Origin of the sequence: Cellulomonas sp. NTE-D12 (assembly GCF_027923705.1) — a bacterium.
GTDB lineage: Bacteria > Actinomycetota > Actinomycetes > Actinomycetales > Cellulomonadaceae > Cellulomonas.
In genome coordinates this window covers 1,804,888-1,823,758 of record NZ_AP026442.1, presented here as the reverse complement: position 1 = coordinate 1,823,758, position 18,871 = coordinate 1,804,888, and the positions used below count along the sequence as shown (strand labels likewise).

Here is an 18,871-nt window from a genome sequence, read left to right as displayed (position 1 = left end):
GGTGATCTTCCACTTGCCCATGTGTCGGTCCCTTTCGGCTGGGGACGACGCCTGCGGCCGCAGCCCCCCTGCCGTGCCCACGGGCGGCGTGACGTGCAAGGTGCCGGCCGTGGGTACGCGCGTCGTCCGTCGTCTTATCGGCTGGCAGGGCGCAGCCGTGAGCGATCCTTTCGCACCGGGTGCCCGGAGCGCCCGCATTTGCGCGTGTCGCGGTCGCAGCGCACGTCCCTCGGGCGCGCCGGTGCGGTCGGCTGTCGATCCGGAGCCGGTTCCTTCGTCATCCCCCTGACAGGGCACGACGCGACGGCTGGCCGAGAGGAACGAGCATGACGACGATCACCGCCTTCCAGAACATCACCCTCGACGGGGTGATGCAGGGCCCCGGTCGGCCGGACGAGGACACCCGCGGCGGCTTCCACGCCGGCGGCTGGGCCGCCGACTACCGGGACGAGGTGTCGATGGCGTACGCCGCCGAGGGCATGCGGACGCCCGGCGCTCTGCTGTTCGGACACCGCACGTACTGCGACGTGCTGGATCACTGGACCACCAGGCCGGAACCGAACCCGTTCGCGCAGGTGCTGCTCTCGACGCCGAAGTACGTGGTCTCACGTGACCCTGGCACGGTGCTCCGCCACCCGGCCTCCACCCTGCTGGCGGGGGACGGCGTCGAGCGGGTGCGTGAGCTGAAGGCTGCCGGGGGACCCGACCTGATGGTGATGGGCAGCGGCGAGCTGGTCCGAGCCCTGCACGCCGCTCACCTGGTCGACCGGTTCACGCTGCAGGTGCACCCGATCGTGCTCGGCGCCGGCACCCGGCTGTTCGGGGACGGAGAGCGGGCCGACCTGACGCTGGGGCGCACGATCCCCACCACGACCGGCGTCGTCATCGCCGAATACGCTGTTCGTTGAGCCGAGCGGAGAGTCACATGCGTTACACGCTGCTGCTGCACTACCCGGAGGAGTCCGCCGAGACGATCGGCGCCGAGGCGATCGCGCAGGGCATGGAGGCGTTCGCCAGCTATGCGGCGACGTTGCAGGCCGCGCGGGTCCTGGTCGCCGCCGAGGTGCTGCAACCGTCGGTGTCGAGCACGACCGTGCGGGTGCGCGACGGCGTCCTCCGCGTGCAGGACGGGCCCTTCGCGGACACCAAGGACCAGCTCGGCGGGACGATCGTGATCGACGTCCCCGACCTCGACGCGGCGATCGAGTGGGCCAGGCAGGCACCACCGGTCCAGTGGGGTGCCGTCGAGATCCGCCCGGGCGCGACCCACACGGTCGAGGGCGTGTGGGTGGCGAACGGGTGAGCCACGCGGATGCCCGGACGGCCGCCGAGCGCGCCGCCCGGGCGTCCTACGGACGGCTGGTCTCCCTGCTCGCGGCCCCGACCCGCGACCTCGCGTCGGCGGAGGACGCCTTGTCCGCCGCCTTCGAGGAGGCGTTGCGCCGCTGGCCTGAGGTCGGGGTCCCGACGAACCCCGAGGGGTGGCTGCTCACCGTGGCCCGCAACCGGCAGCGCGACGTGTGGCGGTCGGCCGCGACCCGCCGCTCGGTTCCGCTCGAGGACCACGGCGCCGCCGCGGACCCGTTCGCGGACCTCGACGCCCTCGCCATCGGCGACCGGCGCCTCGAGCTGCTCTTCGTGTGCGCCCATCCCGCGATCGACGAGTCCGTCCGTGCGCCCCTCATGCTGCAGACGGTGCTCGGGTTCGACGCCGCCCAGATCGGCCGGGCGTTCGCGGTGCCTGCGGCCACGATGGCGCAGCGGCTGGTCCGCGCCAAGAGGCGGATCCGGGACGCCGGCATCCCGTTCGCCGTCCCGGACCGTCGGCTGATGCCCGAGCGCCTTCCGGCCGTCCTCGAGGCGGTCTACGGCTGCGCCGCCCTGTCCTGGCGCGGCGGGCGCGAGACGCTCGCAGGCGAGGCGCGCTACCTGGCGGTGACGCTGGCCGCGCTGCTGGGCGACGAGCCCGAGGCGTGGTCCCTCGCTGCCCTCACCACCTTGACGCTCGCCCGACGGGCCGACGGCGGGTTCGTCCCGCTCGACGAGCAGGACCCGACCAGCTGGGACGAGGACCTCATCGCCGAGGGCGAGGGCTACCTGCGCCGCGCGCGGTCGGCCGCCCCTCCCGGCCGCTTCCAGCTCGAGGCGGCGATCCAGGCGGTGCACTGCGAACGCCGCCGGACCGGCGCGACGAGCTGGGCGTCGCTGCGGACGCTGTACGCCGCGCTGCTGGCGACGGCTCCGACGCGCGGTGCGCAGGTCGCCTCCGCCGTCGTCACCGGACGGATCGACGGCCCCGACGCCGGCCTCGCCGCCCTGCCCACCGCCGCCGACGACTTCCAGCCGTACTGGGCGGCCCGCGCCGACCTCCTCGCGCGTGCCGGTCGCGACGCGACCGAGGCGTACCGCAGAGCGGCCGACCTCGCAGCGGACCCCGCCGTCGCCGAGTTCCTCCGTCGCCGTGGCGAGGCCCGCACCGGGATCGGTACGCCGTCGCGGCACGGCACCGAGCGCACCTAGCGCGCCGCGGCCTCGGGGGGTGGCACGATCACCACCGGCTGGTCGGCGAACTCCAGGACGTGTCGTGACCGCGCGCCGATGTACGGCTCGCCGCTGGCCGACCGGGAGGACTTGCCCAGCACCACCAGGTCGGCCCGCCACTGACGGGCGTCGTGCAGGATCGCCGGAGCGATCTCGCCGGTGAGCACCTGGGTCTGCAGCTCGAGGTGTGCAGCCGCCGCGAGGGCGCTCACCCGGTGCAGCATCGCGACGCCCGCCTCGGCGAGACGCGCGCCGGCACCCGGTTCACCGCTCGCGGCCTGGACCACCTTGGGGAGGCCGTGGTCGACCTCGACGTGCACGGCTCGGAGCTCGGCGTGCAGGGCGGTGGCCAGCTCGATGGCCAAGCGTGCGGCGGCCAGCGAGTCGGGTGTGTCGTCGATGGCGACGAGGATCCGTTCGATCATGGCTGCGACCTCCTGTCGACCGTGCCGCTGACGGCTCGGCGCAGCCGCATGCCGTCCTCCTGCTCCGTCTGCTCGAGCGTGAGCTCCAAGGCTGCGAGGCGCTCGCGCAGCCACGGCAGCCAGCGCTTGTCCAGGGCTCGCATCCGGCGGCGGGTGACCGCGATCTCGGCGGCGAGCCGGGCCACCGCCTCGCGAGCGGCGGCGGCGCGGGCACCGGCGACCAGGGCCGCCTGGAACGCCGCTGTCGCCGGGACGACGGCGGCGTTCCCCGCCAGGACCGCACCGTCGGTGGGCCCCGTGCGGACCAGCACGTCCTCCGGGTAGCTCAGGCCCATCGCCGAGGTCCAGACCACCTCGACCTCGGCCGTCCCCGACGGCGCGGCGCACCGCACCACGTCCTCCCCACCGAGGAGCACGGCTCGCAGCAGCCACGTCTGCGCCTCGGCGTACGCCAGCGACCAGGTGGCCTCGCGTCGCTCCAGCCGGGTCTGCAGCCGCTGCTGCTCGGGCAGGAGGATGCGCAGCTTGCGGTCGAGCTGGTCGCGGCCCTTCTGCGCCGTGCTCAGGCGCGCGCGCAGCCACAGGCGACCGGCGCGCCCGGGTAGGACGGAGCGGGCGACCGGCATGGGCTACCCCTCGGTCCGGGGATGCTGCGCGAGGAACCGCCGGGACAGCATCGTGAGCTCCCGGGCCGGCAGCACCGAGAGGACCTGCCAGCAGCGTTCCAGGGTCTCGTCCAGCGTGCGCCGTTCGCCCTGGCCCTGGTCGGTCAGCACGCGCTCGAACGTGGTGGCGAACTCCAGGTAGAGCTGGTCGGTGCCGTTGAGAGCGGCGTCTCCGACGATCTCCGCCAGCTGCTGCACCTGACGGGCGCGAGCCAGCGCTGCGAGCAGCTGGGCGGCCACCTCCAGGTGGTCCTCGCGCGTGCGACCTGCACCGGCACCGCTGCGCATCAGCCGCGACAGCGACGACAACGGGTCCACCGGCGGGTAGATGCCGCGGGCGTGCACGTCGGAGGTGAGGACGATCTGACCCTCGGTGATGTAGCCGGTCAGGTCGGGTACCGGGTGGGTGATGTCGCCACCGGGCATGGTCAGCACCGGGACCACGGTCAGCGAGCCGGCGACGCCGCGGATCTGCCCGCAGCGCTCGTACAGCGAGGCCAGGTCGCTGTAGAGGTAGCCGGGATACGCCCGGCGCCCGGGCATCTCGCCGCGAGCCGCCGCGACCTCACGAAGCGCCTCGGCATAGCTCGTCATGTCGGCCAGCACGACGAGCACGTGGCGGTGCTGCTCGAAGGCGAGGTCCTCGGCGACGGTCAACGCGATGCGCGGCGTCAGGATCCGCTCGATCACGGGGTCGTCGGCGGTGTTGAGCAGCAGCACCAGCTCGCCGGCGGCCGATCGCTCCTCCAGACGGGCCCGGACGGCGTCGGCATCGGGGTGCGTGACCCCCATCGCGGCGAAGACGACGCAGAACGGCTCGTCGCCGGACGTGGACTGGGCGGCGATCTGCGCCGCCAGCTCGAGGTGCGGCAGACCGGCGGCTGAGAAGATCGGCAGCTTCTGGCCGCGGACCAGCGTCATCAGCGCGTCGATCGCCGAGATCCCGGTGAGCACCGGCTCGGCCGGCGGTCGGCGGTGCACCGGGTTCAGCGGGCTGCCTGCGACGGGCGCCGTCCTGGCCGCCACGATCGGCGGACCACCGTCGACCGGCTCCCCGCGCCCGTTGCAGACCCGCCCGAGCCACCCGGGGCCGATCGGCACCCGCAGCGGTGCACCGGCGAACGCCACCTCCGTCCTGCCGGGCGCCAGCCCGTCGGTGCCTTCGAGCACCTGCACCACCGCGAGATCGTGGTCGACCTCGAGCACCAGGCCGTGGCGTTCCGGCTCGCCGGCCGAACCGACGATCCGGACGACGGCGAACTCGTCCCAGCCGACCCGCTCCACGCCGCGCACCACGAGGAGCGGCCCACGCAGGTCCCGCACACCGGCGTAGCGGACGGGGAACCAGTCGGTGGTGCTCATGGCAGCGCCGCCAACCGGTCGAGCTGCTGCTGGCGACGGCTCGCGATGCCGCCGACCCCGTCGGGCGGCGTGTCCTGGGCCGCGCGCAGCAACGGCGAGAAGTCGAGCTCCTCGATCTCCGTCGCGGTGCTGCCGCCCTCGACCGCCGCCTCGCACCGGTCGACCACGTCGAGCACCGCATCGATCAGGGCCGCCGTCTTCGCCGGTGCGCAGCGCGCGTCGTTGTCCGACAGCGCGTTCTGCTGCAGCACCCCTTCGCGCAGCAGGCGACCCGCCAGCAGGACGACGCGCTCGTGGCCGGGCAGCGATCCCGCGCCGACCAGCTCCGCGAGCTCGCCCAGGCGGTCGGCCTCCGCCAGGAGGGTGGTGACGCGGGCGCGTCGAGCGCCCCAGCCCGGGTCACCGTTGGTGGCGTACCAGGCAGCCAGCCCCTCGGCGTCTCGCGAGAAGGACCCCGACCACGCCACAGCGGGGTAGTGCCGGGCGTAGGCGAGGCCCCGGTCGAGGCTCCACAGGGTTCGGACGAAGCGCTCGGTCTGGGCGGTCACCGGTTCGGTGGTGTCCCCACCCGCGGGAGACACGGCGCCGATGATCGTCACGGACGCGGTGGCGCCACCGAGCGTCACCGCGCGACCCGCTCGTTCGTAGAACGCGGCCAGCGCGGAGGACAGCGACGCCGGGTAGCCCTCCTCCGCCGGCAACGCGCCCGAGCGGGAGCCGAGCTCGCGCAGGGCCTCCGCCCAGCGGGACGTCGAGTCGGCGATGACCACCGTGTGGTAGCCCATGTCGCGGAAGTGCTCGGCGACGGTGACCCCGCTGTAGACGCTCGCCTCGCGGGCCATCATCGGCATGTTCGAGGTGTTGGCGATGATCACCGTGCGGTCGGCGAGCAGCCGACCCGTCCGCGGGTCGGTCAGCTCGCCGAGCTCGTCGAGCACGTCCGCCATCTCGTTGCCGCGCTCGCCGCAGCCGATGTAGACGATCACGTCGGCGTCGCACCACTTGGCGATCTGCTGCAGCAGCATCGTCTTGCCCGTGCCGAAGCCACCCGGCACCGCCGCACTGCTGCCCTGCGCGAGGGGGAAGACCGCGTCGAGCACGCGCTGGCCCGTGACCAGCGGGGCTGCTGCGGGCAGGCGCTCGCGCACCGGTCGCGGGCGGCGGACCGGCCACCGCTGGCTCATCGTGACCTCGACGCCGCCGACCACCGCGACCACGTCCTCCGTGCCGCGGGCACCGGCGGCGGCGACGTGGTCGACCGTGCCCGACACCCCCGGCGGTGCCAGGACCCGGTAGTCGAGCCCGCCCGCCGGCACCGTGCCCAGCAGGGCGCCGTCGCCGACGTGCTCGCCGACCGCGATCGCGGGGCGCCACTCCCGTTCGCTCCTCCCCGCGTCGTGGCGGGTGCGCGGACCGAGCCACGTCGGCGCGTCGGACAGCGGACGGAGCAGGCCGTCGAACACGCCACCCAGCAGCTGCGGACCGAGGGTGGCGGACAACGGGTGCCCCAACGCCTCGACCGGGTCCCCGACCGCCAGGCCGCCCGTGTACTCGTAGGCCTGCACCGAGACGACCCGGTCCTCGATCGCCACGACCTCTCCGGGCAGCCGCGCCGGTCCCAGCGCGACCACCTCGGCCATCGCGACGCCGTCCAGGCCGTCCACCTCGACCAGCGGACCGCTGACCCGGGTCACCCGGCCGCTCATCGCTCGTCCCACAACGCCGCGAGGTCGAGCCGGTCGAGAGCGTGCGCGACCAGCGCGTCGACCGAGGCGTCGACCCGGCGCCCGTCCGGCGCCACGCCGACCACCCCGCCGGACGGGTGCGGCTCCAGCCGCGCCTCGGTGCCGAGCCGGGCCACCACCAGCGCACCGAGCCGCGCCTGCCGGGCGGGCTCGGCCAGCAGCTCCTGCACCGCCGCACGCGCCGCGGTGCACAGCCGCTCGTACGCCGCGCGCTCCGCCGCGAGGACGATGCGTCGCGCCTCGCGGCGCGCTCGGGCCTGGTCCAGGGCCTGCCGTCGCTCGGCATCCGCCTCGCCGGCGGCACGTGCCTGGTCGAGGGCCTCGGCCGCCTGGGCGCGTGCCGCGTCCGTCTGGGTGCGCGCCGAGAGCTCGGCGTCCGCCCGGGCCGCGTCGGCATCGGCCTGCGCCCGGCGCAGCAACGCCTGCTCGAGCGGCTCGAGAGGGTTGGCGGCCCTGACCTCACCGGGAGGGGTCGCCGTGCCGGCGGTCATGACGGCAGCCGCGCGGTGAGGGGTGCGCCGCGTGCGCCGGTGGCCTCGCCGATGGCGTCCGCGGCCGCCGCTGACAGGAGCACGATCGCGACGGTCGGCGGCAGGTGCTGCCAGGTGGCCCGCGCCTCCTCGGCGTCCCGGACCGCGTAGGTGCGCGCACCGGCGAGCGCGAAGCCGCTCACCAGCTCCGGCGCCCCGATGACCGCGACGTCGCTCATGCCTTGCCGATCAGGATGATCGACACGATCAGCCCGTAGATCGCGATGCCCTCGGCGAGCCCGACGATCACCATCGCGCGCCCGAACAGCTCGGGCCGCTCGCTGATCGCGGCGAGCGCAGCGGCACCGGTGTAGGCGACCGCGATCGCGGCGCCGATGGAGGACCCGGCCACCGCGATGGCCGCCCCGATCAGCGCCGACCCGTTGGCGGCGGTCGAGGCAGCCGCGGTGACGGCCTGGGGCGCGGTGGCCGCGGCGGACGGCCCCGCACCGGCCACCATCGCCACCACGACGAGCGCCGCGATCAGCAGCAGCCCGTTGGCGGCCAGGACGACGCGCAGGGCGGGTCTGCCCCGACGTCGCAGCGCCCAGGTCGTGGCGAGCCCGACGACGAGGATCGCGGGCAGGCAGATCGTCCAGATGATCATCAGGCCTCCGTCGGTGCGAGCGGGACGTGCCAGGGTCGGAAGGGCCGGCCCTCGCCCTCGAAGATCCGGGAGAACAGCTCGTAGTACTCCAGCCGCAGCGCCTGGATGCCGGCGACCAAGCCCTCGAGGCCGAACGTCAGCGCGTTGCCGACGACGAAGACGAGCACGGCCGCCGCCACTCCCAGCAACCCGCGGTGCGCCAGTGCCGTCGCTCCCTGCCAGACCACCAGGCCCAGCGCGGCATGGGTGAGCCCGAAGGCGGCGAGCCGGGCGAAGCTGACGAGGTTGGAGCCGAGGCGGACGACCAGGTCGACCAGCTCGACCATCGCCTGGCTGGCACCGGCGGCGCCACCTCCCGCCGCGGCGAGCAGCCCGACGTAGCCGACCACCAGCGCCGCCACCGCGACGACCGCTCCGGCGACGGTCATGGCGGCCAGGTGCAGGTACAGGCCGCCGGCCAGCGTGCCGAACCCGAGGAAGAGCGACGCACCCGCCAGCCCGGACGGGGCGTACACCGCGCGTCGCCAGCCACCCTCCCGGAACCGGTTGACCGAGCCGAGCGCGTACGCCCCGGCGAGCAGCAGCGCACCGACCGCGATCGCGACCAGCAGCAGGGTCACGGCGTTCTCCAGCGGGGACAGCCAGATCACGGGGACCACGCCCGTCGGCCCGAAGAACTCGCCGTAGAGGACCCCGAACACCGTGCTGGCCAGCCCGGCGCCGGCCAGGAACAGCCAGTACGGAGCCAGCCGCTCGAGGCGCTGCCACCGCCGGGACCGGACGGCCAGCGCCGCGAGCAGCAGCAGCGCACCGTGACCGGCGTCCGCGAACATCATCCCGAACATCACCACGTAGGCGATGCCGGCGAGCAGCGACGGGTCGACGTCGCGGTACGGCACCGTCGCGTACGTGCGGACCAGCCCGGCGAAGTCACGGCCGGGTCCGCGCTCGGAGAGCAGCGTGGGTGGGTCGACGCCGCGTGGCGCAGGCAGGACGACGACCGAGGCGTCGACGGCTGCCAGCGCGGGAGCAAGCCGCTGCACGGCGTCGGCCGGCGCCCAGCCGGCCAGCGCCGACACGCGTCCCCGCGTGATCGCGTCCGCGGCTCGCGCATCGAGCTCGGCCTCGCCCGCCAGCAGGTCCGCACGGCCGTCCTGCTCCCAGGCGGGGAGGTCGGGCCTGCGGCCGAGGAGCGGCGTCACCTGGCCGCCCCGGCCCAGGCGCCGGAGCGCAGCCGCGGCACCCGACTCCGCCGCGCCGGGGCTCCGGTCCCCCAGCTCGTCCAGCTCCACACAGCCCTGGTCGGCGACCGTCACCAGCAGGTCGCGCAGCTGGTCGGCGGGCACCAGCAGCGCCACCCGCTGCATCCCCACGGGGTTCAGGGCGTCATGCCACCGCACCGAAGTCCTCCGCGACGTGGCCACCCCGTGCCGCGAGCTCCAAGGCCGCTCGCACCCGCCACGCGTCGACCGCGAGCCGCGCGACGGTCCCCACGAGCGCCCCCGCACCGGCGGCATCTCGCTCGGCCATCGCAGCGGCTTCGCGGTCGACCCGCGCCCACCAGCCGGCCTCCGCGCGCCACAGCTGCTCCGGCGCACTGACGTCGGCGAGGGCCCATCGTGCCGCCCGCGGGAGGGCGCCCGCCAGCTCCTGGAGCGAGAGCGCGTCGCCGGCGGCGGGGCCCAGCACCCGCGAGGCGAGGAACCGAACGCGGGCGCCCGGTGCGGCCTGGTACGCCAGCTCGCGAGCGAGGACGAGGGCGGCGGCAGCCGATGCCCAGGCACGGGCGTTCGGGACGTCGACGGCGATCCGGCCGGCCGCCGACAGCCGGATCGCCACCGAGACGTCGTGGAGGTCGTCGCTGCCGGGGTCGTCCCAGCTGGACTGCGCCAGCACCCGTCTCAGGCCCTGCACATCGGTCGTGGCCGCCAGTCGTGGCCAGGCGGTCCCGAGTGCGCCGAGCTGGTACGGCGCAGGCGGTGCGGGGTCGACCCGACGCCGCAGGTGCTCGTCGATGTTGAGGGCCTCGACGGGTGCCGCCAGGGCGCGGAGCATCACGACACCGTCCCGCGGTGCCCACCCCGCCAGGACCCGCACGTTCCAGACGAAGGTCGCCACGACGGCGCGCTGCGCCTCGGCGAGCGTCTGGTCCGGACGCACGTCGTGGGCGTACGGACCGCTGGCGAGCTCCGACGATGCGGCAGCCAACGAGGGCCGGGCCGCCAACGCGCGCGCCGCCTCCTGGCCGAGCCGTCGCCGCCGCATCGCCGTGGACCGGACACCGACGGCGACCCACCCCGTGCTCATCGCCGGTCGTCCCCGCCTGCGTCGACCAGCTCGGTGACCGCGGCGGCGACGTGAGCGACGTAGTCCCCCATGCGCCGCTCGGCCCGCGCCCACAGCCGTGCGGTCCGCGCTCGCGCGGCCGCGAGCTCGGCCTCGGACACCTGCCGGCCGACCTGCTGAGCGTGTGCCATGGCGTCGGCACGCTCAGCGGCCGCCCGCTGCGCTGCCACGGCCGCGATGCTCCGGACCTCGTCCGCGGCGCGCCTGCGCAGCTCCTCGGCGTCGAGCCGACCCCGCTCGACGATCCCGTCGCACAGCGCCTCCGTCGGTGCCAGCCGGGCGAACACGGGCTCCAGCTCGGCGATCGCGTCCGCGACGCGGTCCTGCGGCACGCCGGCGACGGCCGCCGGGCCCGGAGCACCCGCTGGGAGGAACCTCCGCAGCGGACCGGGAATGCGTGGCATCCCGAGCCTCCCTCCAGGACGGCTCTCGGCTCCTTCCACCCTGGTGCCGATCTCCGGCCCTGGTACAGGGCCTAAAGACCGTGGTGATGACGCCCGGGTGCCCACCGCAACGGGGATGGGAGACTTGCGGTGTGTCCGCGGCGGCGGAGCGTTCCCACGGAGGTGGCGGTGACCAGGTCGTGGAGCGGTCCGGGGCTCGAGACGGCCGAGGCCCTGATGCGGTCGCGGTTCGCCGCGTTCCGCGACGGCGACGCGGCCTGGCTGCTCGACTCATGGCATCCGTCGACGCGCCCGACGTCCCTCGACCTGACCGACAACCCGGTGTGGCGCGGTCTGCAGGTCGTCGACGTGGTCGGCGGCGGACCGGAGGACGACACCGGCATCGTCGAGTTCCGGGCGACGTACGTCCTGCCCACCGGCGGCGTCGAGGCCGTGCACGAGCGGTCCTGGTTCGTCCGCGAGGACGGACGTTGGTACTACGTCGCCCCGGCCGAGTGAGCCGGGTGGGGCTCAGACCCGCTCGACGCCGTCGGCCTGCGGTCCCCGGTCGCTCTGTCGGACCTTGTACCGGACGCGGTCGCCCTCCTGCAGCGCCTCGGAGCCCCTGACCACCGACACGTGCACGAAGAGGTCCGCACCACCGGCGTCCGGCGTGATGAAACCGAACCCCCGATCGGCGTCGTAGCGCGCCACGACGCCCTCGCCGCCGCGCGCCGGCCCGTCCGACCCCCTTGAGCGGCCCGGGGTCGCCGGCCCGGCCGACCGACCGCGCGCCGCTGCGGCGGGGGCACCGCGCTGTGCCGAGCCGCGCACGAGCCGGACGTTGCGAGCCTGCGGCCCCTTCTCGCTCTCGGCGACGTCGAAGGTGACGCGATCGCCCTCGGACAGCTCGGCCAGGCCTCCGGCGAGCGCCCGGACGTGGACGAAGACGTCCTCACCACCGGAGTCGGGCGTGACGAACCCGAAGCCCTTGTCCGCGTCGTACCAGGTCACGGTGCCGTCTGCCCCGTCGGACGCCACGGCGCGCTGGGCCGCCTCGGCTCCGAGCGGCAGCAGGTGGTCCGCCTGCGGCCCCTTCTCCCCCTCGACCACCAGGAACGCCACCCGCTGCCCCTGCGAGATCACGCCACCGGTCACGATCGCCGAGCTGTGCACGAAGATCTCCGGGCCACCGCCGTCGGGCGCGACGAAGCCGTATCCCTTGCCCGGCTCGTACCAGGAGACGGTACCGAGCAGGCCCACCGGCGCATCGGCAGCGAGGTCCCCGATCACGCGGACACGACGTGCCTGCGGGCCGCGGTCGCCCTGACCCACCTCGAACTCGACGACCTGGCCCTCGCGGAGCAGGCCCGATCCGCCGTCGCTCACCACCTCGGAGGCGTGGACGAACAGGTCGTCGGCCTCGTCATCGAGCGCGAGGAAGCCGAAGCCTCGCTCCGCATCGAACCACCGGACGGTCCCTTGGGGCACGGTCGACTCCTCCTCGTACGGATGCTGCTGTCACCCCGCGTGCGGACCGCAGGGCATTCGGGTGCGGACGTCGTCTCACGGACCACCACGGACCGCGGTCCGAGCTGACCTCCGGGCACGATCCAGGGCAGGACACCGGTCCCGAGACCTCTGGTGACAGCTCAGGGGCTCGCAGGGATCGCCCCCTGCAAGCCCCTGCCCCGGACCTTCACTGTCGGGCTGACAGGATTTGAACCTGCGACCCCTTGACCCCCAGTCAAGTGCGCTACCAAGCTGCGCCACAGCCCGCTGGCCCCGCAGGACCGCGCGCAATGCTACCCCACGCGGTCGGCCGCCCTCCTCCGCCGGCCGGTGCCCGGGTGCGGGTCGACGGCATGTCTCGGCGCGCTCCGCACCACCGGAGGGCCTAGCGTGACCTGCAGGAGCGTCGCGAGGAGGCCCCCCATGCGATTCGACTACGACTACGTGATCGTCGGCGGCGGGATGGCGGCTGACGCCGCGGCCCGTGGCATCCGGGAGCTCGACGCCACGGGGTCCATCGCGATCCTCGGGGACGACGCGGAGCCGCCGTACGAGCGGCCTCCGCTCTCCAAGGACCTGTGGCGCGAGCCGGAGGGTGCGGAGCCGTTCCTCGACACCGCGGCCGCAACGGGTGCGCAGGTGCACACGTCCACGCGGGTGACCGCCGTCCGTCGGGCGCAGCGCGTGGTCGTCGCCAACGACGACGACGAGTACGGGTACCGCGTGCTGCTCCTGGCGACCGGGGGCCGGCCCCGCGAGCTCAACCTCGGCCCGTCCCGGGAGGTCGTCTACTTCCGGACCCTCGGCGACTACCACCGGGCGCGGGCGCTGACGGGCGGCCCCGTCATCGTGGTCGGCGGCGGGTTCCTGGGGACCGAGATCGCCGCCGGCCTGGCCACCGCGGGCGCCGCGGTCACGCTGCTGACGCCGGACGCGGAGATCGGCGCGGGCGCCTATCCCCCGGGCGTCGTCCGCCGCATCCGGGCAGCGTTCGACCAGCACGGGGTTCAGGTGGTCACCCGGGCCCGCGCGAGGTGGCTCGAGCGCCCGGCTGCGGGTCGCGTGGCGGTGCACGCCGGGACGGACGACCACCCGATGGCGTTCGCGGCGGCCGGTGTCGTCCTGGCCCTCGGCATCGAGGTCAACGCGGAGCTCGCAGCGGCAGCGGGCCTCGTGGTCGACGACACCGGGGTGCGCGTCGACCAGCACCTGCGCACGCTCGACCCGTTCGTCTTCGCCGCCGGCGACATCGTGGACTACCCGGACGTGCGGCTGGGCCGCCGGCGCGTCGAGCACGTCGACCACGCGCAGAGCTCCGGTGCGTGCGCCGGCCGAGCGATGGCCGCCACGCTGACCGGCGGTGAGCTGCCGGTGTACGACCACACGCCGTTCTTCTGGTCGGACATCTTCGAGCTCGGGTACGAGGCGGTCGGACGGCTGGACGCGTCGATGCAGCTGGTCGAGGACTGGGCGCCCGGCCGCGAGGACGAGCACGGCATCGTCTACTACGTCAAGGACGAGGGCCTGCAGGGCGTGCTGCTCTGGGACGTGTACGGCAAGGTCGACGAGGCGAGCGCGTTGCTGGACGAGCTCCACGAGGCCGGGTCGCTGCCCGACGCGGAGTCGCTGCGCGGACGGATCGCCGTCGACTGACCCGCCACCGGGCACCCGTCAGCGGTACGCCCGACCCGGTCGGTCAGCGCCGGCGCTTCTCGCGCACCCGCACCGAGATCGCGATCGGCGAACCCTCGAAGCCGAACGTCTCGCGCAGGCGACGCTCGATGTACCGGCGGTAGCCGGCCTCGAGGAAGCCCGTCGCGAAGATGACGAACCGCGGCGGGCGGGACGACGCCTGGGTGGCGAACAGGATCCGCGGCTGCTTGCCGCCCCGCAACGGGTGCGGGTGGGCCGCCACGAGCTCGCCGAGGAACGCGTTCAGCCGGCCGGTCGGGATGCGCGTGTCCCACGACGCGAGCGACGTCTCCAGGGCAGGCACCAGCCGCTCGGCGTGCCAGCCCGTCTTCGCCGAGACGTTGACGCGCGGCGCCCACTGGACCTGCACCAGGTCCTGCTCGATCTCACGCTCCAGGTACGGACGACGGTCGTCGTCCATCAGGTCCCACTTGTTGTAGGCGATCACGAGGGCGCGCCCCGCGTCGACCACCTGCGAGATCACGCGGGTGTCCTGCTCGGTCAGCGGCTGCGACGCGTCGACGAGGACGACGGCGACCTCCGCCTTCTCGATCGCGGCCTGCGTGCGCAGGGACGCGTAGAAGTCGGCGCCGCTGGTCTGGTGCACGCGGCGACGGATCCCGGCGGTGTCGACGAAGACGTACGGCACACCCTTGAGCAGGACCAGCTCGTCGACCGGGTCGCGCGTGGTGCCGGCCACGGAGTCCACCACGACCCGCTCCGACCCGGCCACCTTGTTCAGCAGCGAGGACTTGCCGACGTTGGGCCGTCCGACCAGCGCGACCCGCCGGGGCCCGTCCGGGATCGCGGTGTCGCGCGCCGACTGCGCGGGCAGCACGTCCATGGCGGCATCGAGCAGGTCACCCGTGCCACGGCCGTGCAGGGCGGAGATCGGGTGCGGCTCGCCGAGGCCCAGGGCCCACAGCGCGGCGGCCTCCGGCTCCATCGAGGGACCGTCCACCTTGTTCGCCGCGAGCACCACGGGCTTGCCGGAACGCCGCAGCAGGCGCACCACGCGCTCGTCGGTGTCCGTGGCGCCCACCGTCGCGTCGACCACGAAGACCACCGCGTCGGCCAGGTCGATCGCGACCTCCGCCTGCTCGGCGACCCGCTTGTCGATCCCGGCGACGTCCACCTCCCAGCCGCCGGTGTCCACCAGCAGGAAGTCCCGTCCCGACCACTCGGCGGGGTATGTCACCCGGTCCCGCGTCACGCCGGGCGTGTCCTCGACGACGGCCTCGCGGCGTCCCAGGATGCGGTTGACCAGGGTCGACTTGCCGACGTTCGGACGACCGACCACCGCGAGGACGGGCAGCGCGAGCGGCGCGACCGTGGCGCCCTCGCCACCCGCGTCGCCCTCGAGCAGCTGCAGGTCCTCGTCCTCGAGCTCGTACTCCTCGAGACCGGCGCGGAGCGCCCGCTCACGGGCAGCGTCCTCGGGCTGCGGGGCCACTGCCGCGGCGACCTGCTCGGCGGACGGCACCGTGCTCGGCACGGTCGTCGACTCGTCGGGCAGCTCGAGGTCGGGCGTCGGATCGATGGGGCTCACCGCACCATTGTCCCTGCCCGGCTGCCCGGCAGGGACCAGGACGTCTCGGCGTACGCCGGGCCCGCCTCGCGGGGGTCCGCGCGCCGCTGCCCGTCAGGGTGCGAGCGTGTCCCGGCGCGGGTCGTCGGCCGGCAGCCGCATCCCGGACCGCTCCTGCAGGTCCGCGACCAGAGCCGCGAGGGCCAGGCGGAGCTGCGTCGAGGTGCGGTCGATCTGCTCCCTGCGCGACCCGGCCGACTGCACCGCGATCGGCTCGCCCGCCTCCATCACCAGGTGACGCCGCAGGCCGGGGACGTGACCGAACGTCTCACCTGTCCGCCGGGTGCCCAGGATGGCGACCGGCACGACGACCGCTCCCCCGTGCACGGCCAGCCACGCCGCACCCGCACGGGTGTCGTCGACGGCGCCCCGGCCCCGGTTGCCTTCCGGGAAGATGCCGACCGCCCCGCCTCGACGCAGCACGGCAAGACCCGCCTGGAGCGCCGACCGACCGTTCGATCGGTCCACCGGGATCTGGCCGGCCGCCCGCAGCACCGCACCGACCGGCCCGTGGAACATCTCTTGCTTCACCAGGACGTGCAGCGGCCGCGGTGCCATGCCGATCAGCAGCGGCCCGTCGATCACCCCCGTGTGGTTCGCGGCCAGCACGACGGGACCCGTGCGGGGAACGCGCTCGGCCCCGATCAGGTGGGTGTCCCAGACGACGCGGCCGAGGAACCGTCCGACCCATCGGGCCCACGCCGGCCCACCGGCCCAGGGCGCGAGGTCCGCCGGGACGGACGCGGTCACACCGTCCGTCCGCAGACGCGCGCCACCACCGCCAGGACGGCGGCGACGGTCCCGAGCAGGTCCAGGTCCGAGGAGTCCACCGTCACCACACCGTCCGCGGCCGTCTGGAACTCCACCACCGCCGAGTCGTCGGCGTCCCGCCGCAGCACCTGGTCGCGGGTGGCCTCGACGGCCGCAGCCGACGCGCTGCCGTGCAGCTCGCGTGCCCGGCGGGCGAGCCGCGCCTCTGCGCTGGCCGTCAGCAGCACCCGGACGTCGGCGTCCGGCGCCACCACCGTGGTGATGTCCCGGCCCTCCGCGACCACCCCGCGGCCCTGCGCGAAGCCACCGACGGCGCGCTCCGCGTCGATCAGGTCGCGCTGACGGCGGTTCAGCTCGGCCCGGACCGCCAGGTTCGTCGCCACCTTGCTGACCGCCTCCGAGACCCACGTCTCGCGGATCGGTCCGGCCACGTCGACACCGCCGACATGCACGCCGGGAGCCATCGGATCCATCCCCATCACCAGCGGCATCCGACGGACCAGGTCGGCCACGGCACCCTGGTCCTCCAGCCGGACACCCTCCTGCAGGCACCACCACGTCGACGCCCGGTACATCGCCCCGGTGTCCAGGTACGCGAGCTGCAGGTGCCGGGCCACCAACCGGGACACGCTCGACTTGCCGGACCCGGACGGTCCGTCGATCGCCACCACCAACGGCGAGTTCACCGCACCACCCTCCAGCCCCTGGCCGTCAGCTCGGTGTGCAGGTGCTCGGCGCTGCCGGGCAGCACCGAGATCTCCGCCACGCCGACCGGACGGCCCGCGGCGTGCTCGATCTGCAGGTCCTCGAGGTTGACACCGGCGGCCCCCACGTCGCCCAGCAAACGGGCCAGCTCGCCCGGGCTGTCCGGGACCAGCACGCTGACCACCGAGTAGGCGCGCTGCGCACCACCGTGCTTGCCCGGGATCCGGGCGACGCCGGCGTTCCCGGCGGAGATCGCGCGCGCGATCGTGCTGAGGGCGCCCGGAGCGACGTCCTCCGGGCCGGTGGCCAGGGCCGCGTCGGTCAGCGCGGCGATCACGCCGTCGAGGTCCGACCGGACCTCCATCAGCACGGACCGCACCGCCAGGGCGTTCGCCGCCAGGATCGAGGTCCACAGCGCGGGGTCGCTCGCGGCGATCCGGGTGACGTCCCGGACGCCGGGACCGGCCAGCCCGAGCGCCGCGTCGTCCAGGTCGCGCAGCCGCGCCGCGACCAGGCTGGCCGCCAGCTGCGGCAGGTGGGACACGCTCGCGACGGCGGCGTCGTGCTCCGAGGCGTCCATGGCGACCGGCAACGCACCCAGGTCCACCGCCAGCGCCCGCACGGCGAGCACGGCGTCGGGGTGCGAGACGCCGGAGTCGGCGATCACCCACGGCCGTCCCAGGAACAGGTCCGGGACGGCGGCGGACGGACCGGACCGCTCGCGGCCCGCCATCGGGTGCGAGCCGACGTACCGGCGCAGGTCGGCCCGAGCGCCCCGCAGCTCGGCCAGCACGTAGCCCTTGACGCTCGCCACGTCGGTGACCACCGCCGTCGGGTGCGCCGCCAGCTCGGCTCGCACCACGTCTGCGGTCACGTCCGGGGGCGCGGCGACCACGATCAGCACCGGCTCCGGGTCGTCGGGACCCGCCGGGGTCCCTGCGCCGACGTCGCGGGCGAGCGCGAGGGCGGTGCGTGACGGGTCGGTCAGCTGCACCTCGACGCCGTGCCGCCGCAGTCCGAGGCCGACGGACGCGCCGAGCAGCCCGGTGCCGACCACCCGCACCGGACCACGGGTCGCGATGCTCACATCCCCACCGCCGTCATCAGCGTGCCGAGCTCCACCCGCCCCAGCACGCGCGTGCGGCCCGGAGGCAGGTCGCCCAGCCGGATCGGGCCGATCCTCGTTCGGACCAGCCGGACCACCGGGTGCCCCACCTCGTCGAACATCCGGCGCACCACGCGGTTGCGACCCTCGTGCAGCTCCACCTCGACCAGGCTCGCGCGGTTCGTGGTCTGCAGGATCTGGAACCGGTCCACCTGCACGGGCCCGTCCTCGAGCTCGACCCCGCGCAGCAGCACCGCGCCGAGCGACGGCCGCACCTCGCCCTCGACCTCGGCGACGTACGTCTTGGCGACCTCGTAGGACGGATGGGCCAGCCGCTGGGCGAGCTCGCCGTCGTTGGTCAGCAGGATGAGGCCCTCGCTGTCGGCGTCGAGCCGGCCGACGTGGAACAGCCGCTCGGGGCGGTCGGCCACCAGCTCCGACAGCGACGGACGACCCTGCGGGTCGTGCATCGTGGAGACGACGCCGCGCGGCTTGTTCAGCGCGATCGTGACCAGGGTCGCATCGAGCTGCAGGCGCTCGCCGTCGACGTGCACCACGGCCTTCGTCGGGTCGATCCGCACGCCGAGCTCGCGCACGACGACACCGTCCACGCTGACCCGTCCGTCGGCGATCAGCTCCTCGCACGCGCGCCGGGAGCCGAGGCCCGCGCCCGCGAGCACCTTCTGCAGCCGGATGCCCTCGGGGTCGTGCACGTCCCGCTCGGGCACGGCGGGTGCCGCCGGGCGCCGGGCGCCGCCCCTGGCCGGCGCGCTGCGTCGACCGGCTGCGGATGCTCCCCGCCGCTCACCTGGCGCTGCACCTCGCGGCGCACCGCCCCGACCGCGAGGCGTGCCCCCGCCGGCACCGCCACTGCCACTACCGCCCGATCCGCCC

General features: G+C 74.8%; 21 protein-coding genes and 1 tRNA gene. 5 read left to right on the top strand and 17 right to left on the bottom strand.

The annotated features are described in order from the left end of the window. Positions 1-326: 326 nt before the first annotated feature. Genes QMF98_RS08395 through QMF98_RS08385 form a run of 3 tightly spaced genes read left to right on the top strand, consistent with a single transcriptional unit; the run spans position 327 to position 2,520 of the window. Positions 327-908, top strand: a complete 582-nt coding sequence (locus QMF98_RS08395) for a dihydrofolate reductase family protein (RefSeq protein ID WP_337975510.1) — start codon at positions 327-329, stop codon at positions 906-908. Positions 909-925: 17 nt separating this feature from the next. Further along, on the top strand, positions 926-1,303 hold the full coding sequence (locus QMF98_RS08390; RefSeq protein WP_337975509.1) for a YciI family protein: 378 nt from the start codon (positions 926-928) through the stop codon (positions 1,301-1,303). After that, positions 1,300-2,520 carry an RNA polymerase sigma factor gene (locus tag QMF98_RS08385; RefSeq protein WP_337975508.1) on the top strand — a complete coding sequence of 407 codons (1,221 nt, stop codon included), beginning with the start codon at positions 1,300-1,302 and terminating at the stop codon, positions 2,518-2,520. The genes QMF98_RS08390 and QMF98_RS08385 overlap by 4 nt, the downstream gene beginning before the upstream one ends. Here the strand turns inward: QMF98_RS08385 and QMF98_RS08380 are convergent. The 10 genes from QMF98_RS08380 to QMF98_RS08335 are packed head-to-tail and all read right to left on the bottom strand — an operon-like array spanning position 2,517 to position 10,625. Beyond that, a complete protein-coding gene (locus QMF98_RS08380) occupies positions 2,517-2,966 on the bottom strand; it encodes a universal stress protein (protein WP_337975507.1) in 450 nt (149 codons plus the stop codon). The genes QMF98_RS08385 and QMF98_RS08380 overlap by 4 nt on opposite strands. After that, positions 2,963-3,592, bottom strand: a complete 630-nt coding sequence (locus QMF98_RS08375) for a V-type ATP synthase subunit D (protein ID WP_337975506.1) — start codon at positions 3,590-3,592, stop codon at positions 2,963-2,965. The genes QMF98_RS08380 and QMF98_RS08375 overlap by 4 nt, the downstream gene beginning before the upstream one ends. 3 nt (positions 3,593-3,595) lie before the next feature. Next, positions 3,596-4,993: a V-type ATP synthase subunit B gene (locus tag QMF98_RS08370; protein WP_337975505.1), complete on the bottom strand. Its 1,398-nt coding sequence runs from the start codon at positions 4,991-4,993 to the stop codon at positions 3,596-3,598. Then, entirely contained in the window at positions 4,990-6,699 is a 1,710-nt protein-coding gene (locus QMF98_RS08365) for a V-type ATP synthase subunit A (protein WP_337975504.1), read from the bottom strand. The genes QMF98_RS08370 and QMF98_RS08365 overlap by 4 nt, the downstream gene beginning before the upstream one ends. Beyond that, positions 6,696-7,229, bottom strand: coding sequence for a hypothetical protein (locus QMF98_RS08360; RefSeq protein ID WP_337975503.1), 534 nt, complete (start codon positions 7,227-7,229; stop codon positions 6,696-6,698). Before QMF98_RS08360 ends, QMF98_RS08365 begins: the two co-directional genes overlap by 4 nt. Continuing rightward, on the bottom strand, positions 7,226-7,447 hold the full coding sequence (locus QMF98_RS08355) for a V-type ATP synthase subunit F (RefSeq protein ID WP_337975502.1): 222 nt from the start codon (positions 7,445-7,447) through the stop codon (positions 7,226-7,228). Before QMF98_RS08355 ends, QMF98_RS08360 begins: the two co-directional genes overlap by 4 nt. Further along, positions 7,444-7,875: an ATP synthase subunit C gene (locus QMF98_RS08350; protein ID WP_337975501.1), complete on the bottom strand. Its 432-nt coding sequence runs from the start codon at positions 7,873-7,875 to the stop codon at positions 7,444-7,446. Before QMF98_RS08350 ends, QMF98_RS08355 begins: the two co-directional genes overlap by 4 nt. Continuing rightward, entirely contained in the window at positions 7,875-9,275 is a 1,401-nt protein-coding gene (locus QMF98_RS08345; protein ID WP_337975500.1) for a V-type ATPase 116kDa subunit family protein, read from the bottom strand. The genes QMF98_RS08350 and QMF98_RS08345 overlap by 1 nt, the downstream gene beginning before the upstream one ends. Further along, on the bottom strand, positions 9,262-10,182 hold the full coding sequence (locus QMF98_RS08340) for a hypothetical protein (RefSeq protein WP_337975499.1): 921 nt from the start codon (positions 10,180-10,182) through the stop codon (positions 9,262-9,264). The genes QMF98_RS08345 and QMF98_RS08340 overlap by 14 nt, the downstream gene beginning before the upstream one ends. Beyond that, positions 10,179-10,625, bottom strand: a complete 447-nt coding sequence (locus tag QMF98_RS08335; protein WP_337975498.1) for a hypothetical protein — start codon at positions 10,623-10,625, stop codon at positions 10,179-10,181. Before QMF98_RS08335 ends, QMF98_RS08340 begins: the two co-directional genes overlap by 4 nt. Positions 10,626-10,793: 168 nt before the next feature. On the opposite strand from QMF98_RS08335, the gene QMF98_RS08330 reads away from it, so the two are divergent. Then, positions 10,794-11,123, top strand: a complete 330-nt coding sequence (locus QMF98_RS08330; protein WP_337975497.1) for a YchJ family protein — start codon at positions 10,794-10,796, stop codon at positions 11,121-11,123. Positions 11,124-11,135: 12 nt separating this feature from the next. Here the strand turns inward: QMF98_RS08330 and QMF98_RS08325 are convergent, their stop codons facing one another. Together QMF98_RS08325 and QMF98_RS08320 are read right to left on the bottom strand one after the other, a co-directional pair. Continuing rightward, a complete protein-coding gene (locus QMF98_RS08325; RefSeq protein ID WP_337975496.1) occupies positions 11,136-12,095 on the bottom strand; it encodes a cold-shock protein in 960 nt (319 codons plus the stop codon). 214 nt (positions 12,096-12,309) lie between these two features. Beyond that, positions 12,310-12,383: transfer RNA gene (locus tag QMF98_RS08320), tRNA-Pro, on the bottom strand. Between the two features lie 156 nt (positions 12,384-12,539). Between QMF98_RS08320 and QMF98_RS08315 the strand changes: the two genes are divergently transcribed. Then, positions 12,540-13,769: an FAD-dependent oxidoreductase gene (locus QMF98_RS08315; RefSeq protein WP_337975495.1), complete on the top strand. Its 1,230-nt coding sequence runs from the start codon at positions 12,540-12,542 to the stop codon at positions 13,767-13,769. Between the two features lie 43 nt (positions 13,770-13,812). On the opposite strand, the gene der is transcribed toward QMF98_RS08315, so the two are convergent. The 5 genes from der to QMF98_RS08290 all read right to left on the bottom strand — a co-directional run bounded on the left by der (position 13,813) and on the right by QMF98_RS08290 (position 18,705). After that, a complete protein-coding gene (der, locus tag QMF98_RS08310; protein ID WP_490715666.1) occupies positions 13,813-15,303 on the bottom strand; it encodes a ribosome biogenesis GTPase Der in 1,491 nt (496 codons plus the stop codon). Positions 15,304-15,450: 147 nt separating this feature from the next. Then, positions 15,451-16,146 (bottom strand): lysophospholipid acyltransferase family protein, encoded by a 696-nt coding sequence (locus QMF98_RS08305; RefSeq protein ID WP_337975494.1) that lies wholly within the window; start codon positions 16,144-16,146, stop codon positions 15,451-15,453. Continuing rightward, entirely contained in the window at positions 16,143-16,853 is a 711-nt protein-coding gene (gene cmk, locus QMF98_RS08300; protein ID WP_337975493.1) for a (d)CMP kinase, read from the bottom strand. The genes QMF98_RS08305 and cmk overlap by 4 nt, the downstream gene beginning before the upstream one ends. Further along, on the bottom strand, positions 16,850-17,959 hold the full coding sequence (locus QMF98_RS08295) for a prephenate dehydrogenase (RefSeq protein ID WP_337975492.1): 1,110 nt from the start codon (positions 17,957-17,959) through the stop codon (positions 16,850-16,852). Before QMF98_RS08295 ends, cmk begins: the two co-directional genes overlap by 4 nt. After that, the gene (locus tag QMF98_RS08290; protein ID WP_337975491.1) at positions 17,956-18,705 is read right to left on the bottom strand and encodes a pseudouridine synthase; all 750 of its coding nucleotides are present in this window, start codon (positions 18,703-18,705) and stop codon (positions 17,956-17,958) included. The genes QMF98_RS08295 and QMF98_RS08290 overlap by 4 nt, the downstream gene beginning before the upstream one ends. Positions 18,706-18,871: the final 166 nt, after the last annotated feature.